Origin of the sequence: Streptomyces sp. NPDC092045, from assembly GCF_044756005.1 — a bacterium.
In the GTDB taxonomy this organism is placed as follows: domain Bacteria; phylum Actinomycetota; class Actinomycetes; order Streptomycetales; family Streptomycetaceae; genus Streptomyces.
Genome location: NZ_JBIVSC010000004.1, coordinates 500,697 through 518,064 on the forward strand (window position 1 = coordinate 500,697; position 17,368 = coordinate 518,064).

General features: G+C 71.2%; 13 protein-coding genes. 9 read left to right on the forward strand and 4 right to left on the reverse strand.

Features of this window, described 5'->3' with window-relative positions:
• Positions 1–30: 30 nt before the first annotated feature.
• Together ACIQKA_RS15700 and eccCa are read right to left on the reverse strand one after the other, a co-directional pair.
• Positions 31–774, reverse strand: a complete 744-nt coding sequence (locus tag ACIQKA_RS15700) for a hypothetical protein (RefSeq protein WP_402541261.1) — start codon at positions 772–774, stop codon at positions 31–33.
• A gap of 107 nt (positions 775–881) precedes the next feature.
• Positions 882–4,847, reverse strand: a complete 3,966-nt coding sequence (gene eccCa, locus ACIQKA_RS15705) for a type VII secretion protein EccCa (protein ID WP_383152722.1) — start codon at positions 4,845–4,847, stop codon at positions 882–884.
• A 182-nt stretch (positions 4,848–5,029) separates the two neighbouring features.
• On the opposite strand from eccCa, the gene eccD reads away from it, so the two are divergent.
• The 6 genes from eccD (at position 5,030) to ACIQKA_RS15735 (ending at position 12,189) form a co-directional block, all read left to right on the forward strand.
• On the forward strand, positions 5,030–6,505 hold the full coding sequence (gene eccD, locus ACIQKA_RS15710) for a type VII secretion integral membrane protein EccD (RefSeq protein WP_390107162.1): 1,476 nt from the start codon (positions 5,030–5,032) through the stop codon (positions 6,503–6,505).
• 210 nt (positions 6,506–6,715) lie between these two features.
• Positions 6,716–7,006, forward strand: a complete 291-nt coding sequence (gene rpsO / locus ACIQKA_RS15715; protein WP_015036567.1) for a 30S ribosomal protein S15 — start codon at positions 6,716–6,718, stop codon at positions 7,004–7,006.
• Between the two features lie 346 nt (positions 7,007–7,352).
• On the forward strand, positions 7,353–9,575 hold the full coding sequence (locus ACIQKA_RS15720) for a polyribonucleotide nucleotidyltransferase (RefSeq protein ID WP_383152720.1): 2,223 nt from the start codon (positions 7,353–7,355) through the stop codon (positions 9,573–9,575).
• Positions 9,572–10,951 carry a M16 family metallopeptidase gene (locus ACIQKA_RS15725; RefSeq protein WP_383184857.1) on the forward strand — a complete coding sequence of 460 codons (1,380 nt, stop codon included), beginning with the start codon at positions 9,572–9,574 and terminating at the stop codon, positions 10,949–10,951. The genes ACIQKA_RS15720 and ACIQKA_RS15725 overlap by 4 nt, the downstream gene beginning before the upstream one ends.
• Before the next feature lie 27 nt (positions 10,952–10,978).
• Positions 10,979–11,731: a 4-hydroxy-tetrahydrodipicolinate reductase gene (dapB, locus tag ACIQKA_RS15730; RefSeq protein WP_383160308.1), complete on the forward strand. Its 753-nt coding sequence runs from the start codon at positions 10,979–10,981 to the stop codon at positions 11,729–11,731.
• A gap of 5 nt (positions 11,732–11,736) precedes the next feature.
• The gene (locus tag ACIQKA_RS15735; RefSeq protein ID WP_383160305.1) at positions 11,737–12,189 is read left to right on the forward strand and encodes a hypothetical protein; all 453 of its coding nucleotides are present in this window, start codon (positions 11,737–11,739) and stop codon (positions 12,187–12,189) included.
• Here ACIQKA_RS15735 and ACIQKA_RS15740 read toward each other — a convergent pair.
• Positions 12,179–12,748: a hypothetical protein gene (locus ACIQKA_RS15740; protein ID WP_383160303.1), complete on the reverse strand. Its 570-nt coding sequence runs from the start codon at positions 12,746–12,748 to the stop codon at positions 12,179–12,181. The genes ACIQKA_RS15735 and ACIQKA_RS15740 overlap by 11 nt on opposite strands.
• 54 nt (positions 12,749–12,802) lie before the next feature.
• Positions 12,803–13,042: a hypothetical protein gene (locus ACIQKA_RS15745; RefSeq protein WP_390107158.1), complete on the reverse strand. Its 240-nt coding sequence runs from the start codon at positions 13,040–13,042 to the stop codon at positions 12,803–12,805.
• A gap of 196 nt (positions 13,043–13,238) precedes the next feature.
• Between ACIQKA_RS15745 and thyX the strand changes: the two genes are divergently transcribed.
• The 3 genes from thyX to ACIQKA_RS15760 all read left to right on the forward strand — a co-directional run bounded on the left by thyX (position 13,239) and on the right by ACIQKA_RS15760 (position 16,860).
• Complete coding sequence (gene thyX, locus ACIQKA_RS15750) at positions 13,239–13,979, forward strand: FAD-dependent thymidylate synthase (protein ID WP_376246981.1); 741 nt, start codon at positions 13,239–13,241, stop codon at positions 13,977–13,979.
• 177 nt (positions 13,980–14,156) lie between these two features.
• Positions 14,157–15,056: a 4-hydroxy-tetrahydrodipicolinate synthase gene (gene dapA, locus ACIQKA_RS15755; RefSeq protein ID WP_383160298.1), complete on the forward strand. Its 900-nt coding sequence runs from the start codon at positions 14,157–14,159 to the stop codon at positions 15,054–15,056.
• Positions 15,057–15,174: 118 nt separating this feature from the next.
• A complete protein-coding gene (locus tag ACIQKA_RS15760; protein ID WP_383160296.1) occupies positions 15,175–16,860 on the forward strand; it encodes a ribonuclease J in 1,686 nt (561 codons plus the stop codon).
• The last annotated feature ends 508 nt before the right edge of the window (positions 16,861–17,368 follow it).

A 17,368-nucleotide genomic window follows, 5' to 3' on the forward strand; every position in this document is an offset into this window, starting at 1 on the left:
TCGAGCCTCGGCCGGGCTGTGGTGATGCTTTCAGTTGTGAGGTGTGCGTGCCGCCCCCGGGCCCGTTCCCCGTTGGCGGCCCCTCCGGACCCCGTCTCCGGCGGCGCGCTCACCCTCCGACCCCCTGCGGAACTCCTCCATCGACACGGTCCCGGCGTCCGGAGGCATCGAGATCGGGAACGTCCCGCCGTAGGAGTCGTACTCCGTCGTGCTGAACCGTCCCTCCCGGGACGACATCAGCTGCACGAGGAGCGATTCGTCGCTGTCGACGTAGTGCGTGTCCGACGCGGTTCCCGCCGAGACCCCGAAGGCCTCGGTCCGCACGCCCTCGGCCGTCGCGCGGTCGCTCGCCGGGGTCCGCTCGGCGGCGTCCGGGATCAGGAAGTACGCCTCGCAGCCCCCCGGCGCCCCCGACCTCACGAACACGTCGGCCATCCCGGCGGGCACCGTGACGTCCTGCCCCTTCTGCCCCAGTGCGTCGGCGAGCAGCGCGGCGCCGGTGTACGTCTGGCCGTCCTCGCAGTACATCTCGCCGGAGCCGCCGTTCCGGGAGGCCTTCGTCCGGAGCCCCTGCTCCGGGTCCCACCGGAGCTCCTGCGATCCGCCGGCGAACGCCGTCGTCCCGCCCGAGGAGTGGAACGACGTCGTACGGAGCAGGTCGTTCGCCTTCCCGACCGACGGGTCCCCGCCGGCTCCGCATCCGGTCGGCGCCGTCGCGGCGACGGCCGCCACGGCGGCGAGGGTGCGGCGCGGGGTGCTCCCGTGGACTGCCATGCGACGGTGTTCCTCTCGTCTCCGTACGGGTGGGGCGCGGAAGGGCGGGCACGGCCGCGGTGGGGTGCGGGAGGGCGCGGCCGGACGGTCCGCCCGGCCGCGCCCGGTCACAGCTGCGGCAGCCGTCCCGTCTGCACCAGCGACGCCCCGCCCCGCCGGCCCACGAAGTAGCCGCGGCCCGGCGGCATCGGGCGGGGGCGGACCGCACCGAGCAGATCGCCCTCCGCCGGGTCGCCCGACAGGACGACGCCCTGCGCGCCCAGCTCCTTGATGCGCTGCATGAAGGACTCGTACATCGAGCGGGAGGCGCCCGCGCTGTTGCGCGCGATGATGAACCGCACGCCCGTGTCCCGGGCGAAGGGCAGGTACTCCGCCAGCGGCGCCAGCGGGTTCCCCGCGCTCGTCGCCACCAGGTCGTAGTCGTCGACGACGATGAAGACCTGCGGACCCGACCACCAGCTCCGGTCCCGCAACTGCTGCGGCGTCACGTCCTGCGGCGGCTGGCGGCGCGCGAACACGCCCGACAGCGCCTCCATGTGCATCTGCATCGAGCTCGCCATCGGCGCGTACTCCAGGAGGTGCTCCTCCGGCAGGCTGCCGAGCAGCGCCCGCCGGTAGTCGCCCACGACGAGCTTCGCCTCGTCCGGGGAGTACCGCTGGGCGATCTGCTGGACGATCAGCCGCAGCAGGTTCGTCTTGCCGGACTCGCTCTCGCCGAAGATCAGGAAGAACGGATCCGTCTCGAAGTTGACGAAGACCGGCTCCAGCCGGGTCTCGTCGATGCCGATCGCGACGCCGTGCTGCGGGAACTCGAAGCCCTTCGGCAGCCGGTCCGCCGACAGCTTGTGCGGAAGCAGCCGGACCGGCGGCGCCGCCGGACCCTGCCAGCCGGACCGCACCGCCTCGACGAAGGACGCCGAGCCCGCCGCCAGGTCGTCGCTCGCGCTCGACCCGTCGATCCGCGGCAGCGCCCCCATGAAGTGCAGCTTCTCCGGCACCTGGCCGCGCCCCGGCACCCCGGTCGGCACGTTCGCCGCGACCTTCCGGTCGAACTCCGAGTCCATGACGTCACCGAGCCGCAGTTCGAGCCGGCCCAGCATCTGGTCCTTGAGCGCCGCCCGCACCTCCATGTAGCGGGAGGCCGTGATCACCACGTGGATGCCGTAGCCGAGGCCGCGCGCGGCCAGGTCGGAGACGGTGCCCTCCAGCCCCTCGTACTCGTTGCGGAAACCGCCCCAGCCGTCCACCACCAGGAAGACGTCGCCCCAGGCCTCGCCCGGCAGATCGCCCGCGGCCCGCTTGCGCCGGTAGGTCGCGATCGAGTCGATGGAGTGCGCGCGGAAGAACTCCTCGCGCCGGTTCAGCACCCCCATCACCTCCGCGACCGTCCGCCGCACCCGCTCCGGGTCGAGCCGGGACGCGACCCCGCCGACGTGCGGCAGGTCCGCCAGCGACACCATGCCGCCGCCGCCGAAGTCCAGGCAGTAGAACTGCACCTCGGCCGGGGTGTGGGTGAGCGCGAACGACGAGATCAGCGTCCGCAGCATCGTCGACTTGCCGGACTGCGGACCGCCGACCACCATCATGTGGCCGGCCGCGCCCGAGAAGTCCCGGTACAGCACCTCGCGCCGCTGCTCGAACGGCTTGTCGATGAGCCCGAGCGGCACCGTGAGCGCGCCCTGGCGCGTGTACTCCGTCGCCGTGAAGCCCCGCTCCGCCGTCCGCGCCAGCCCCGGCAGGAGCTGGTCGAGCGAGGGCGCCTGGTCGAGCGGCGGCAGCCACACCTGGTGCGCCGGCACCCCCTGCCCCTCCAGGCGCCGCACGATCACGTCGAGGACCGTGTCCGCCAGGGCGTCGTCCTCCTCCGCGCGCCGCTCCGCCAGGTACGCCGGGTCCGGCGCCGCGTACACCACCGGCACCGGCGACGCCGTGAACAGCGCGGGCCGCCGCTCCACCGGCAGCTGCCCCACCTCCAGGCGAGGCCCGCTCGTCCGGTACGTCCCCGACACGTACGCCGCCTTGAAGCGGGTCATCTCGTCCGTGCCGAACTTCAGATAGCCCGAACCGGGCACCGACGGCAGGTGGTACGCGTCCGGCACGCCGATCGCCGTCCGCGACTCCGCCGCCGAGAAGGTCCGCAGACCGATCCGGTACGAGAGGTACGTGTCCAGGCCGCGCAGCTTGCCCTCCTCCAGGCGCTGCGAGGCCAGCAGCAGGTGCACGCCCAGCGAACGCCCGATCCGGCCGATCTGGATGAACATGTCGATGAAGTCGGGCTTGGCGGTGAGGAGTTCGGAGAACTCGTCGATCACCAGGACCAGCGACGCCAGCGGCTCCAGCGGGGCGCCCGCCGCCCGCGCCTTCTCGTAATCGTGGATGTTGGCGTAGTTGCCCGCCGAGCGCAGCAGCTCCTGGCGCCGCTGGAGCTCGCCGCGGATCGCGTCGCCCATGCGGTCCACCAGCGTCAGGTCGTCCGCCAGGTTGGTGATGACCGCCGCCACGTGCGGCATCTGCGACATGCCCGCGAAGGTCGCGCCGCCCTTGAAGTCCGCGAGGACGAAGTTCAGCGTCTCCGAGGAGTGCGTCACCGCCAGACCGAGGACCAGCGTCCGCAGCAGCTCCGACTTGCCGGAACCGGTCGCGCCCACGCACAGGCCGTGCGGGCCCATGCCCTCCTGCGCGGCCTCCTTCAGGTCCAGCATGACCGGCTGGCCGTCCTCGCCGACGCCGATCGGCACCCGCAGCCGCTCGGCCACCGACCGGGGCCGCCAGGTCCTGGCCACGTCCACCGAGCCCGCGTCCCCCAGGTTCAGCAGGTCCGTGAAGTCCAGATTGGCGAGCAGCGGCTCGTCGTCGCCCCCGCTGCCCATCCGCAGCGGCGCGAGCTGCCGGGCCAGCGCCTCGGCGGCCGGCAGGGACATGCCGTCCGGCAGCCCCTCGTACGCGAAGCCGCCGCCCGATTCGAGGCGCAGCCGGCCCGGCCGCACCACCACCGACAGGCCGCCGCGCGGCTCGTCGAGCTCGCCGGACACCACTTCCACGATCGTCACGCCCTGGAGGCCCTCGGCCGCCGCGAGCAACGAGTCCGGCGGCACCAGACCACCGCGGGTGGAATCGGAGTCCAGGACCACCACCACGTGCGGCTGGTCCAGCACCGGCTGGCTCTCCCGCGAGAACCGCGGCCGCCCTTCCAGCCGGGGGCGCACCAACTGCTCCAGCTCACCGAGGTCGTCGCCGAACAGGCGCTTCGTACCGGCCCCGTCGACCTGCCCCGGCACCTGCGCGTGCGGCAGCCACTTCGTCCAGTCCCAGCGCTCCTGCGCCGACCGCGCCGCCACCACGGCCAGCATCAGGTCGTCGGGGGAGTGCAGCGTCACCAGCTGCGCCACCAGCGCGCGCGCCGCCGCCTGCGCCGACTCCGGGTCGCCCGACACCGTCACGTGGTAGAACGCCCGCATCGAGACCGCCATCGGCAGCCCGTCCAACGTGCCGTGCACCGCCAGGAACTGCTGCATCGCCCCCGCGCACAGCGGCTCCAGCTCGTCCACCGGCGCCGTCTCCGGAGCCACCAGCGGCGTCGCCAACTGCTGTGCGCCCAGGCCTATTCGGGCCTGCCCGAAGTCGTGGTCGCCGACCCGCCGCTCCCACACCCGCGAACCCTCGGCCACCACCGACCACAACTGCTCGGGAGCGGGGTGCAGATACAGCTGCGCGTCCCGCTGCCTGCGCGCCGTGCGGCGGACCGTGCGCCGCGTCTGCGCGAGGTATTTGAGGTAGTCGCGGCGGACATCGGCCATTTGCCCCTGCGTACCGCGCCGGAACCGGACGACCTGCGCGATGGCCATGCCGACCGTCGACGCCAGCATCAGCACGCCCATGATCCGCATGATCGGCGACGGCGTCATGAAGAAGAAGACCACCGACGAACCCATGCCGAGCATCGGGAGCAACTGCATCAGCGCCGACTCCTGCTGCCCCCGGGGAAGTTCCGGCGGAGACTCCAGGACCAGTTCCTCACCGGGCACTTCCGGAGGAAGGGACCTCGGCGGGCGTTTGACGACGATCTGGCTCACCGGCGCATCAATCCCTCGTTGGAGGCGGGCTCGTGGCGGGAGCATCCGCGCCGGCGCCCCGGTCGGCAGCCGGGCGCGGACTTCCCCCATGGGACGGCGATCCTACTTGCAGCCCCCGCCGACGCTCCCCGGTAGGGTGGCGCGCGCATCGTGCGCAACCGCGAATCAGGGGGTCCACACACGTGAGTACGACCGCAGCGACCGGCTTCTGCCGCGTCACCGTCGTGGCGCCGGACAGCCGCATCGACGTCGCGCTCCCCGAGGACATCGCCGTCGCCGACGTCTACCCGGAGATCCTGCGCCTCACCGGCCAGACCCAGGCCGCGGGCACCCCCACCGGCTACCACCTGGTCCGCCGCGACGGCTCCGTCCTGGACGGCGCCCGCACCCTCGCCGCCCAGCAGGTCCTCGACGGCGAGGTGCTCTCGCTGCGCCCCTTCGCCCAGTCCCTGCCGCCCGCCGTCTACGACGACGTCTCCGACGCCGTCGCCTCCGCCGTCACCCGCGACCGGCACCTGTGGAGCGACGAGCTGCTGCGCGGCGCCGGACTCCTCGGCGGCGTGCTGCTCCTCGTCCTCATGGGCTTCGTCCTCTGGTACGCCGACCCGGTCCGCCACGACATGCACGGCCTCCCCGGGATCGTCGCGGGCGCCGCCGGCCTCCTCCTCACCGCCTTCGCCGGCGTCCGCGCCCGCGTCTACCGCGACCGGCCGACCGCCGTCGCCCTCGGCCTCGGCGCCCTGCCCCTGCTGCTCATAGCCGGCTCCGGGATCATCGGCCCCGACGCGGGCCAGGGCCCCGGCCGCCTCCAGTTCCTGCTCGGCTGCGTCACCGTCCTCGTCGCCTCCGTGGCCCTCGTCGCGCTCACCCCCAGCGGGGACGCCCCCTTCGTCGCCGCCACCTTCCTCGCCGCCGTCGGCACCCTCGCCACCTTCGTCGCGATCCTCACCGAGTCGACCGCCACCGAGACCGCCGCCGTCTGCGCCCCCGTCGCCATCGGCCTCGTCGCCTTCCTTCCCGGCCTCTCCGCCCGCTTCGCCCGGCTCCCCATCGGCTACGCCGCCCCGCGCAGCGCCGCCGACGACGAGTTCCCCGGCGAACCGCAGCGGTCCGGCGAGGAGGACCGGGCCGTCGACGGCGAGCGCATCGCGCTCCAGGCCCGCCGCGGCCACGAGATGCTCCTCGGCCTGGTCGGCGGCTGCGCGGCCGTCGTCGTCGGCTCCGCCGCCGTCCTCGGCTTCGCCGGAAACGTCTGGGGCCAGCTCCTCGCCCTCGCCTCCGGCCTCGCGATGCTGCTGCGCGCCCGTCTCTTCCGCTACACCTCCCAGGTCGTCTGCGTCCTGGTCGCCGGCATCGCCGCCGTCGCGCTGCTGGTCCTCGGCCTCTCCCTCAACCCGCCGGCCGACCTGGTCAAGGACCTCCTGATGTACGGGGATCGCGGCGGCCTCGACATCCGGACGATCTGGCTCACCGCCGCCGTCGCGGGCGGGGCCGCGCTCATCACCGCGATCGGCCTGATCATCCCGAAGAAGGGCCTCTCCCCCTTCTGGGGCCGCCTCCTCGACCTGGCCGAGGGCTTCGTCCTGCTCTCCCTCGTCCCGCTCTGCCTCGCCGTCCTCGACGTCTTCACCACGGTCCGGTCCCTCACCAGCAAGTAGCCGCCGACGGGGAGGGCGGGAGAAAAGGGACCCCGGGGCGCTCCGGCGAGCTGGTACGCTGTGTGACGGCCGTTTGTGTACGCGCTCCCGGAAGCCCTCGAAGCCTCTGGAAGCTGCGCCCATCGGACCTTCGCCCGTCGAGTCACGGAAGCTTCCCCTGAGAACTGGACCAGGGGCACTCGCGGGCGCACGAACCAAGAGGAGATCCGCGTGGCTCTCGACGCCGCCGTCAAGAAGCAGATCATGGCCGAGTTCGGCACCAAGGAGGGCGACACCGGCTCCCCCGAGGTCCAGGTGGCGATGCTGTCCCGCCGCATCTCGGACCTGACCGAGCACCTCAAGCAGCACAAGCACGACCACCACTCCCGCCGTGGTCTGCTGATCCTGGTCGGCCAGCGCCGCCGCCTGCTGCAGTACCTGGCCAAGAAGGACATCCAGCGCTTCCGTACGCTGGTCGACCGCCTCGGCATCCGCCGCGGTGCGGCCGGCGGCGCCAAGTAAGACGCCGTGAAGGGAGCGGTTCCCACTGTCGGGGGCCGCTCCCTTTGCCGTACGCACGGCCGTGACGGCCGTGCGCACGGTCGTGCGCGACGCCGCGCGCGTCCGCTGTACGTGCGCGAAGTGCGCACGGACATTTAGTCTGGTAGCTACAACTCCATAACGACGACGAGCGAGAGGCCGCCGGCCAGCCGCCGGTCCTCGGTAGTGGCCCCCGGAACCGAATCCCCGGGTGCTTCGATCGAAGACCGGCCCGCCCTCCGAGTGCGAGCTTCTCCGCCGCCGTCGCACACCGTCCCCGGCCACACGGGCCCCGGACGCAAAGACGAACACGTAGGAGAACCCCATAGTGGAGAACGAGACCCACTACGCCGAGGCCGTCATCGACAACGGCGCCTTCGGCACCCGCACCATCCGCTTCGAGACCGGCCGTCTGGCCAAGCAGGCCGCCGGCTCCGCCGTCGCCTACCTGGACGACGACACCATGGTCCTCTCGGCGACCACCGCGTCGAAGCGCCCCAAGGACCAGCTCGACTTCTTCCCCCTGACGGTCGACGTCGAGGAGCGGATGTACGCGGCCGGCAAGATCCCCGGCTCCTTCTTCCGCCGGGAGGGCCGCCCCTCCGAGGACGCCGTCCTCACCTGTCGCCTGATCGACCGCCCGCTGCGCCCCTCCTTCAAGAAGGGCCTGCGCAACGAGATCCAGATCGTCGAGACGATCATGGCGCTCAACCCCGACCACCTGTACGACGTGGTCGCCATCAACGCCGCCTCCGCCTCCACGATCCTGGCGGGCCTGCCCTTCTCCGGCCCCATCGGCGCCACCCGCGTCGCCCTGATCAAGGGCCAGTGGGTCGCGTTCCCGACGCACACCGAGCTCGAGGACGCCGTCTTCGACATGGTCGTCGCCGGTCGCGTCCTGGAGGACGGCGACGTCGCGATCATGATGGTCGAGGCCGAGGCCACCGAGAAGACCGTCCAGCTCGTCAAGGACGGCGCCGAGGCGCCGACCGAGGAGGTCGTCGCCGCCGGTCTCGAGGCCGCGAAGCCCTTCATCAAGGTCCTCTGCCGGGCCCAGTCGGACCTCGCCGCCAAGGCCGCCAAGCCCACCGGCGAGTTCCCGGTCTTCCTCGACTACCAGGACGACGTCCTGGAGGCGCTCTCCGCCGCGGTCAAGGGCGAGCTCGCCCAGGCGCTCACCATCGCCGGCAAGCAGGAGCGCGAGGCCGAGCTCGACCGCATCAAGGAGCTCGCCGCCGAGAAGCTCCTCCCGGCCTTCGAGGGCCGCGAGAAGGAGATCTCGGGCGCCTACCGCGCGCTGACCAAGAAGCTGGTCCGCGAGCGCATCATCAAGGACAAGGTCCGCATCGACGGCCGCGGCATCACGGACATCCGTACGCTCGCCGCCGAGGTCGAGGCCATCCCGCGCGTGCACGGCTCCGCCCTGTTCGAGCGCGGCGAGACCCAGATCCTGGGCGTCACCACCCTCAACATGCTCCGCATGGAGCAGCAGCTGGACACCCTCTCCCCGGTGACCCGCAAGCGCTACATGCACAACTACAACTTCCCGCCGTACTCCGTCGGCGAGACCGGCCGCGTGGGCTCGCCCAAGCGCCGCGAGATCGGCCACGGCGCCCTCGCCGAGCGCGCCCTCGTGCCGGTCCTCCCGACCCGCGAGGAGTTCCCCTACGCGATCCGCCAGGTGTCCGAGGCCCTCGGCTCCAACGGCTCGACGTCGATGGGCTCGGTCTGCGCCTCCACCATGTCGCTGCTGAACGCCGGTGTGCCCCTCAAGGCCCCCGTCGCCGGCATCGCCATGGGCCTGATCTCCGAGGAGATCGACGGCCAGACGCACTACGTCGCCCTCACCGACATCCTCGGTGCGGAGGACGCCTTCGGCGACATGGACTTCAAGGTCGCCGGCACGAAGGACTTCGTGACCGCCCTCCAGCTCGACACCAAGCTGGACGGCATCCCGGCCTCCGTCCTGGCCGCGGCCCTCAAGCAGGCCCGCGACGCCCGCCTCCACATCCTCGACGTGATGATGGAGGCGATCGACACGCCGGACGAGATGTCCCCGAACGCCCCGCGGATCATCACCGTCAAGATCCCCGTGGACAAGATCGGCGAGGTCATCGGCCCCAAGGGCAAGATGATCAACCAGATCCAGGAGGACACCGGCGCCGAGATCACGATCGAGGACGACGGCACCATCTACATCGGTGCCCAGCAGGGCTCGCAGGCCGAGGCCGCCCGCGCCACGATCAACGGCATCGCCAACCCGACCATGCCGGAGGTCGGCGAGCGCTACCTGGGCACGGTCGTCAAGACCACCACCTTCGGCGCCTTCGTCTCCCTCATGCCGGGCAAGGACGGCCTGCTGCACATCTCGCAGATCCGCAAGCTCGCCGGCGGCAAGCGCGTGGAGAACGTCGAGGACGTGCTCGCGATCGGCTCCAAGGTCCAGGTCGAGATCGCCGAGATCGACCAGCGCGGCAAGCTCTCCCTGATCCCCGTGATCGCGGACGAGGACGGCGCCGCCGAGGGCGAGAAGGACGACGCCGCCAAGTGACGTCCCGTAGTCCCCGCGCGACGGCCCGCCCCTCCTCGGAGGGGCGGGCCGTCGCCCGTACCCAAACGCTTCTCCCGGGCAAGGACGGCGTCGGCACGGTCCGCCGCACGACCCTCCCCGGCGGCCTCCGCATCGTCACCGAGACCCTCCCCTCCGTGCGCTCCGCCACCTTCGGCATCTGGGCGCACGTCGGGTCCCGCGACGAGACCCCGACCCTCAACGGCGCGACCCACTACCTGGAGCACCTCCTCTTCAAGGGCACCCGCAAGCGGTCCGCCCTCGACATCTCCGCCGCGATCGACGCGGTCGGCGGCGAGATGAACGCCTTCACGGCGAAGGAGTACACCTGCTACTACGCCCGGGTCCTCGACACCGACCTGCCGCTCGCGATCGACGTCGTCTGCGACATGCTCACCGGCTCGCTCATCCTCGACGAGGACGTGGACGCCGAGCGCGGCGTCATCCTCGAGGAGATCGCGATGACCGAGGACGACCCCGGCGACGTCGTGCACGAGCTGTTCGCGCAGACGATGTTCGGCGACACCCCGCTGGGCCGCCCGGTCCTCGGCACCGTCGACACCATCAACGCGCTCACCCGGAGCCAGATCGCCCGCTTCTACAAGAAGCACTACGACCCGACCCACCTGGTCGTCGCCGCCGCCGGCAACGTCGACCACGCCACGGTGGTGCGCCAGGTCCGCCGCGCCTTCGAGAAGGCCGGCGCCCTCGGGCACGCCGACGCCGTCCCCGTCGCCCCCCGCGACGGCCGCCGCACCCTGCGCGCGGCGGGCCGCGTCGAGCTCCTGAACCGCAAGACCGAGCAGGCCCACGTGGTCCTCGGCATGCCGGGCCTGGCCCGCACCGACGAGCGCCGCTGGGCCCTCGGCGTGCTGAACACCGCCCTCGGCGGCGGCATGTCCTCCCGCCTCTTCCAGGAGGTCCGCGAGAAGCGCGGCCTGGCCTACAGCGTGTACTCGTACACCTCGGGCTTCGCCGACTGCGGCCTCTTCGGGGTGTACGCGGGCTGCCGGCCCGGCCAGGTCCACGACGTCCTGAAGATCTGCCGGGACGAGCTCCACAAGGTCGCCTCCGACGGCCTCACGGACGAGGAGATCCGCCGCGCCGTCGGCCAGCTCTCCGGCTCGACCGTGCTCGGCCTGGAGGACACCGGCGCGCTGATGAACCGCATCGGCAAGAGCGAGCTGTGCTGGGGCACCCAGATGTCGGTCGACGACATGCTGGCCCGGATCGCCGCCGTCACCCCGGACGAAGTCCGGGAGGTCGCCCGCGATGTACTGGAGCAGCGGCCCTCGCTCTCGGTGATAGGCCCGCTGAAGGACAAGCAGGCCGACCGCCTCCAGCAAGCGGTCTCCTGACCCACGAGTCCCCCTTAAGGAAGAGCAATGAGCAAGCTGCGCGTGGCGGTCCTCGGAGCCCGGGGCCGCATCGGCTCCGAGGCCGTCCGGGCCGTCGAGGCCGCCGAGGACATGGAACTGGTCGCGGCCCTCGGCCGCGGCGACGAGCTGTCGAAGCTCGTCGAGGCGGACGCCCGGGTCGTGGTCGAGCTGACCACGCCCGACTCGGTGATGGAGAACCTCGAATTCTGCCTGCGCCACGGCATCCACGCGGTCGTCGGCACCACCGGCTGGACCGAGGAGCGCCTCGCGCGGCTGCGGACCTGGCTCGACGCCGCCCCGGGCACCGGCGTCCTCATCGCCCCGAACTTCTCCATCGGCGCGGTCCTCACCATGAAGTTCGCCCAGATCGCGGCCCCGTACTTCGAGTCGGTCGAGGTCGTCGAGCTGCACCACCCGAACAAGGTCGACGCCCCCTCGGGCACCGCGACCCGCACCGCCCAGCTCATCGCCGAGGCCCGGTCGAAGGCGGGCTGCGCCCCGCAGCCCGACGCCACGGCCACGGCCCTGGACGGCGCGCGCGGCGCCGACGTCGACGGGGTCCCGGTGCACGCCGTGCGCCTGCGCGGGCTCCTCGCCCACCAGGAGGTGCTGCTCGGCGGCGAGGGCGAGACCCTCACCGTCCGGCACGACTCCCTGCACCACTCCAGCTTCATGCCCGGCATCCTGCTCGGGGCCCGACGCGTGACCGCCGCCCCCGGCCTCACCTTCGGCCTGGAGCACTTCCTGGACCTGGGCTGACGGCCATGGGCGGAAAGATCACGTACGTCTTCCTCTCCACCGTGCTCGTGCTGGTCTTCGGCGTGGTGGGGATGGAGGGCGTCCTGCTGCTCCTGACGGGCGAACCGGCCGCCATGGGCATGGGCGCGGTGGCGTTCCTGCTGCCGCTCGTCGGCGGCTGGTTCCTCTGGAAGAACACCCGCTTCGCGCGCCGGGCGAACCGCCTCGCCGCCGAGCTGGAGGCCGAGGGCGGCCTGCCCGTCGACGAGCTCGCCCGCACGGCGGGCGGCCGGATCGACCGCGACTCGGCCGACGAGGTCTTCGCCCGGCGCAAGGCCGAGACGGAGGACTCGCCCGAGGACTGGCGCTGCTGGTTCCGGCTGGCGGTCGCCTACCACGACGCCCGCGACACCCCCCGGGCCCGCAAGGCGATGCAGCGGGCCATCGCCCTCCACGAGGGGCGCCCGGTCAGCGCGTAGCGGCGGCCGGGGCCGGGGCCGGTCCGTACTCGGCGCTCCAGGCCTCGACCGTGTCGGCCGCCCGGTCGAAGGCCTCGACCCGGGAGAGGAAGTCGGCGTTGTGGTCGGTGAGCAGCACGAGCTGCTCACCGCCCTGCCGGCCGAGCACCAGGGCCTGTCCCTGGACGGTGCGGGGGAGACCCAGCCAGCGCACCGGCTGCTGGGTGGTCCGCACGGAGGTCACCCGGGCCCACGGCACGGTGACGGTCGAGAGGAAGCCCACGCGGCGCACGCCGGCCCGGCTCACCCAGGTGCCCATCCGCAGCGTCCGCAGGGTGGCCGCGATGGAGGCCCCCGCGAGGGCGAAGGTGGCGCCCGCGCCGCCGACGGAGCCCGCCGCGGCGATGATCACCGCGGCGAGCAGGACGAAAGAGGCGAGCAGCAGCGCCAGCGCCGCCGCCCCGACCCGCCAGGACCCCGGCCGGTACGGACGACGCCACTGGTCGTGGTCGTCGAACGGCAGGGCGACCTGGTCGTTCGCGTCAAAAGCACGGTCGGCCGTCAGAAAGGGCAGGGGCACGACAGATCCTCACTCACAAGCACGCTCGAAGGGGCGATGCCCGGTGAGGCTACCTCAGCGGTTGTCGGAGGCCTCGGACTGCTGCTGACGAGTGGCCGAGTCGCCCGACTGGAGCGAGGGCATCCCGAGGACCAGCGACCCGACGAGGCCGGCCACGACGGTCAGCCCGAGCAGGGTGCGGCCCACGATCTGCGAGGCGCTGGGGCGCTCCCGGGGCGGTGGAGTGACGTTACTGCGAAAGGCGTCGGCCTCCGCGACGAACGCGAACGGCACGGGCTCTCGTCGGCGGAACATCAGGGCCACTCCTCGGGTGTCGTCGTGCTTCACCGGTACAGACGACGGAACCGGTCCTTTGGTGCCCGTTTTCGCCAAGGATTTCACCAAACCGGCCGAATGTAGTCCTCCGGTAGGAGGGGGTCCGACCTGTGGGGGATCCCCTCCCGGCCCCTCGTTAAAGTGGGCGGCTGCACCCCGACTGGAAGGACCGCTGGTGAGCGACAGCCCCACCGAGAACGTGAAGATCGACTTCCGGAGCGACGTCACCGTCGACCTGGTCAAGAGCGCGGCGGCCGACTCCGACGTCCTGTGGGCCGCCCGGGTCTCCACGGCGGGCGAGCAGTCCCTCGAAGAGCTCCAGAAGGACCCGGAGCGCTCGAAGGGCCTCATCAACTACCTGATGCGGGACCGCCACGGCAGCCCGTTCGAGCACAACTCGATGACCTTCTTCATCAGCGCCCCGATCTTCGTGTTCCGCGAGTTCATGCGGCACCGCGTGGGCTGGTCGTACAACGAGGAGTCGGGCCGCTACAGGGAGCTCCAGCCGGTCTTCTACGTCCCCGACGCCTCCCGCAAGCTCGTCCAGGAGGGCCGTCCGGGCAAGTACGTCTTCGTCGAGGGCACCCAGGAGCAGCACGACCTGGTGACCCGCACGATGGAGGACTCCTACCGGAAGGCGTACGAGACGTACCAGGAGATGCTGGCCGCCGGCGTCGCCCGCGAGGTCGCCCGTTCGGTCCTCCCGGTCGGACTCTTCTCCTCGATGTACGCCACCTGCAACGCGCGCTCGCTCATGCACTTCCTCGGCCTGCGTACCCAGCACGAACTGGCCGCGGTCCCGTCCTTCCCGCAGCGGGAGATCGAGATGGTCGGCGAGCGGATGGAGGAGCACTGGGCCCGGCTGATGCCGCTGACCCACGCGGCCTTCAACAAGAACGGGCGCGTGGCCCCGTAGGGCACACATGTCCGACTGGTGACGCGAAGTGTCCGTATTGCGACGTTTCACGAAGTTCATCTAGGCTGATCAAACGGACCCGGCGCTGTCTGAACCCCCGAGCAGGCAGCGCCGGGCTCCCTTTCTCCCGTCCCCCGGGGGGACACCCGGCGCCGACCAGCGAGTAGCGTGTTACCCATGGCTCCGATCTCCACTCCGCAGACCCCCTTCGGGCGGGTCCTCACCGCCATGGTCACGCCCTTCACGGCGGACGGCGCACTCGACCTCGACGGCGCCCGGCGGCTCGCCGCCCACCTGGTGGACGCAGGCAACGACGGCCTCGTCGTCAACGGCACCACCGGCGAATCCCCGACCACCAGCGACGCGGAGAAATCGGAGCTGGTACGAGCGGTGCTGGAGGCGGTCGGCGACCGTGCCCACGTCGTCGCCGGCATCGGCACCAACGACACCCGCCACTCGATCGAGCTCGCCCGCACGGCCGAGCGCGACGGCGCCCACGGCCTCCTCGCCGTCACGCCGTACTACAACAAGCCCCCGCAGGAGGGCCTGTACCGGCACTTCTCGGCCATCGCCGACGCCACCGGACTCCCGGTGATGCTGTACGACATCCCCGGCCGCAGCGGCGTCCCGATCGACACCGAGACGATCGTCCGCCTCGCCGAGCACCCGCGCATCGTCGCCAACAAGGACGCCAAGGGCGACCTCGGCCGCGCCAGCTGGGCCATCGCCCGCTCCGGCCTCGCCTGGTACTCCGGCGACGACATGCTCAACCTGCCCCTGCTCTCCGTCGGCGCCTGCGGCTTCGTCTCCGTGGTGGGCCACGTGGTCACCCCGGAGCTCCGCGCCCTCCTCGACGCCCACCTGGGCGGCGAGGTCCAGAAGGCCACCGAGATCCACCAGAAGCTGCTCCCGGTCTACACCGGCATGTTCCGCACCCAGGGCGTCATGACCACCAAGGCCGCCCTCGCCCTCCAGGGCCTCCCCGCCGGCCCGCTCCGCCCGCCGCTCGTGGAACTTTCCCCGCAGGAGACGGAGCAGCTCAAGGTCGACCTGGCCGCCGGCGGGGTAGAACTCTGACAACGGACTTCACAACTGAACACGGTCTCGACAACTGAACACCCACAACAGCAAGTGCACGATTGTCATGCGCGCCACGTGCCAGGGGGTACGTGGCGTGCGTGGTGAGGAGAGTCTTTTGAGTCATCCGCATCCCGAACTCGGCGCCCCGCCGAAGCTGCCCAAGGGCGCCCTGCGCGTCATTCCGCTCGGCGGCCTCGGCGAGATCGGCCGCAACATGACGGTCTTCGAATTCGACGGCCGTCTGCTCATCGTCGACTGCGGCGTCCTCTTCCCCGAGGAGGAGCAGCCCGGCGTCGACCTGATCCTGCCGGACTTCAGCATCATCCGGGACCGCCTCGACGACATCGAGGGCATCGTGCTCACGCACGGCCACGAGGACCACATCGGTGCCGTCCCCTACCTGCTCCGGCTCAAGCCGGACATCCCGCTGATCGGCTCCAAGCTGACCCTCGCCCTGATCGAGGCCAAGCTCCAGGAGCACCGCATCCGCCCCTACACCCTTGAGGTGAAGGAGGGGGACCGGGAGGTCCTGGGCGCGTTCGACTGCGAGTTCATCGCGGTCAACCACTCCATCCCGGACGCGCTCGCGGTCGCGGTCCGCACCCCCGCGGGCATGGTCGTCGCCACCGGCGACTTCAAGATGGACCAGCTCCCGCTGGACGGTCGCCTCACCGACCTGCACACGTTCGCCCGGCTCAGCGAGGAGGGCATCGACCTCCTCCTCTCCGACTCGACGAACGCCGAGGTCCCGGGCTTCGTCCCGCCGGAGCGGGACATCTCCAACGTCCTGCGGAACGTCTTCGCGAACGCCCCGAAGCGCATCATCGTGGCGAGCTTCGCCAGCCACGTGCACCGCATCCAGCAGATCCTCGACGCCGCCCACGAGTACGGGCGCAGGGTCGCCTTCGTCGGCCGCTCGATGGTCCGCAACATGGGCATCGCCCGCGACCTGGGCTACCTCCGGGTCCCGGCCGGTCTCATCGTGGACGTGAAGACCCTCGACGACCTGCCGGACGACGAGGTCGTGCTCGTCTGCACGGGCTCCCAGGGCGAGCCGATGGCGGCCCTGTCCCGCATGGCCAACCGCGACCACCAGATCCGGATCGTCCCCGGCGACACCGTGATCCTGGCGTCCTCCCTGATCCCGGGCAACGAGAACGCGGTCTACCGCGTGATCAACGGCCTGACCCGCTGGGGCGCGAACGTCGTCCACAAGGGCAACGCCAAGGTCCACGTCTCGGGCCACGCCTCGGCCGGCGAGCTGCTGTACTTCTACAACATCTGCCGACCGAAGAACCTCATGCCGGTCCACGGCGAATGGCGCCACCTGCGCGCCAACGCCGAACTCGGCGCGATGACGGGCATCCCCAAGGACCACATCGTCATCGCCGAGGACGGCGTCGTCGTCGACCTGGTCGACGGCCGCGCCCGGATCACCGGCAAGGTCCAGGCGGGTTACGTGTACGTCGACGGCCTCTCGGTCGGCGACGTCACCGAGTCCTCCCTCAAGGACCGCCGGATCCTCGGCGAGGAGGGCATCATCTCGGTCTTCGTGGTGGTCGACTCCTCCACCGGCAAGATCGTCGGCGGCCCGAACGTCCACGCCCGCGGCTCCGGCATCGAGGACTCCGCCTTCGACGCGGTGCTCCCGAAGATCGACCAGGCGCTCAACAAGTCCTTCCAGGACGGCGTCGTCGAGCCCCACCAGCTCCAGCAGCTGATCCGCCGCTCCGTCGGCAAGTGGGTCTCCGACACCTACCGCCGGCGCCCGATGATCCTCCCGGTCGTCGTGGAGGTCTGACCGGCACGGCAGCGCTGACCAGCGCGGCAGTGGAGCGGGGCGCCTCGATTTGCATCGAGGCGCCCCGCTCCAGTACGTTTACGGCTCCGCCAGAACGGGAAGCCCCGGCGCCGACGTGCGCCCGGAAGGCCGAACGGGAGGCGGGAAATCCGACTCAGAACTTCTGATAAAGTCGGAAACGCCGAAAGGCCCCCGGAGTGAAAACAAAAGGGACCGGAAAGCACCGGGGAAATCGGATCGGAAAGATCTGATAGAGTCGGAAACGCAAGACCGAAGGGAAAAGCCCGGAGGAAAGCCCGAGAGGGTGAGTACGAAGGAAGCGTCCGTTCCTTGAGAACTCAACAGCGTGCCAAAAATCAACGCCAGATTAGTTGATACCCCGTCCATCTCCGGATGGTCGAGGTTCCTTTGAAAAGTCCACCCCTCGGGGTGGCACACACAGCGAGGACGCTGTGAACGACTGGTCCTATTCCGACCGGTCGTTCCGCTCTCGTGGTGTCGACCCGAT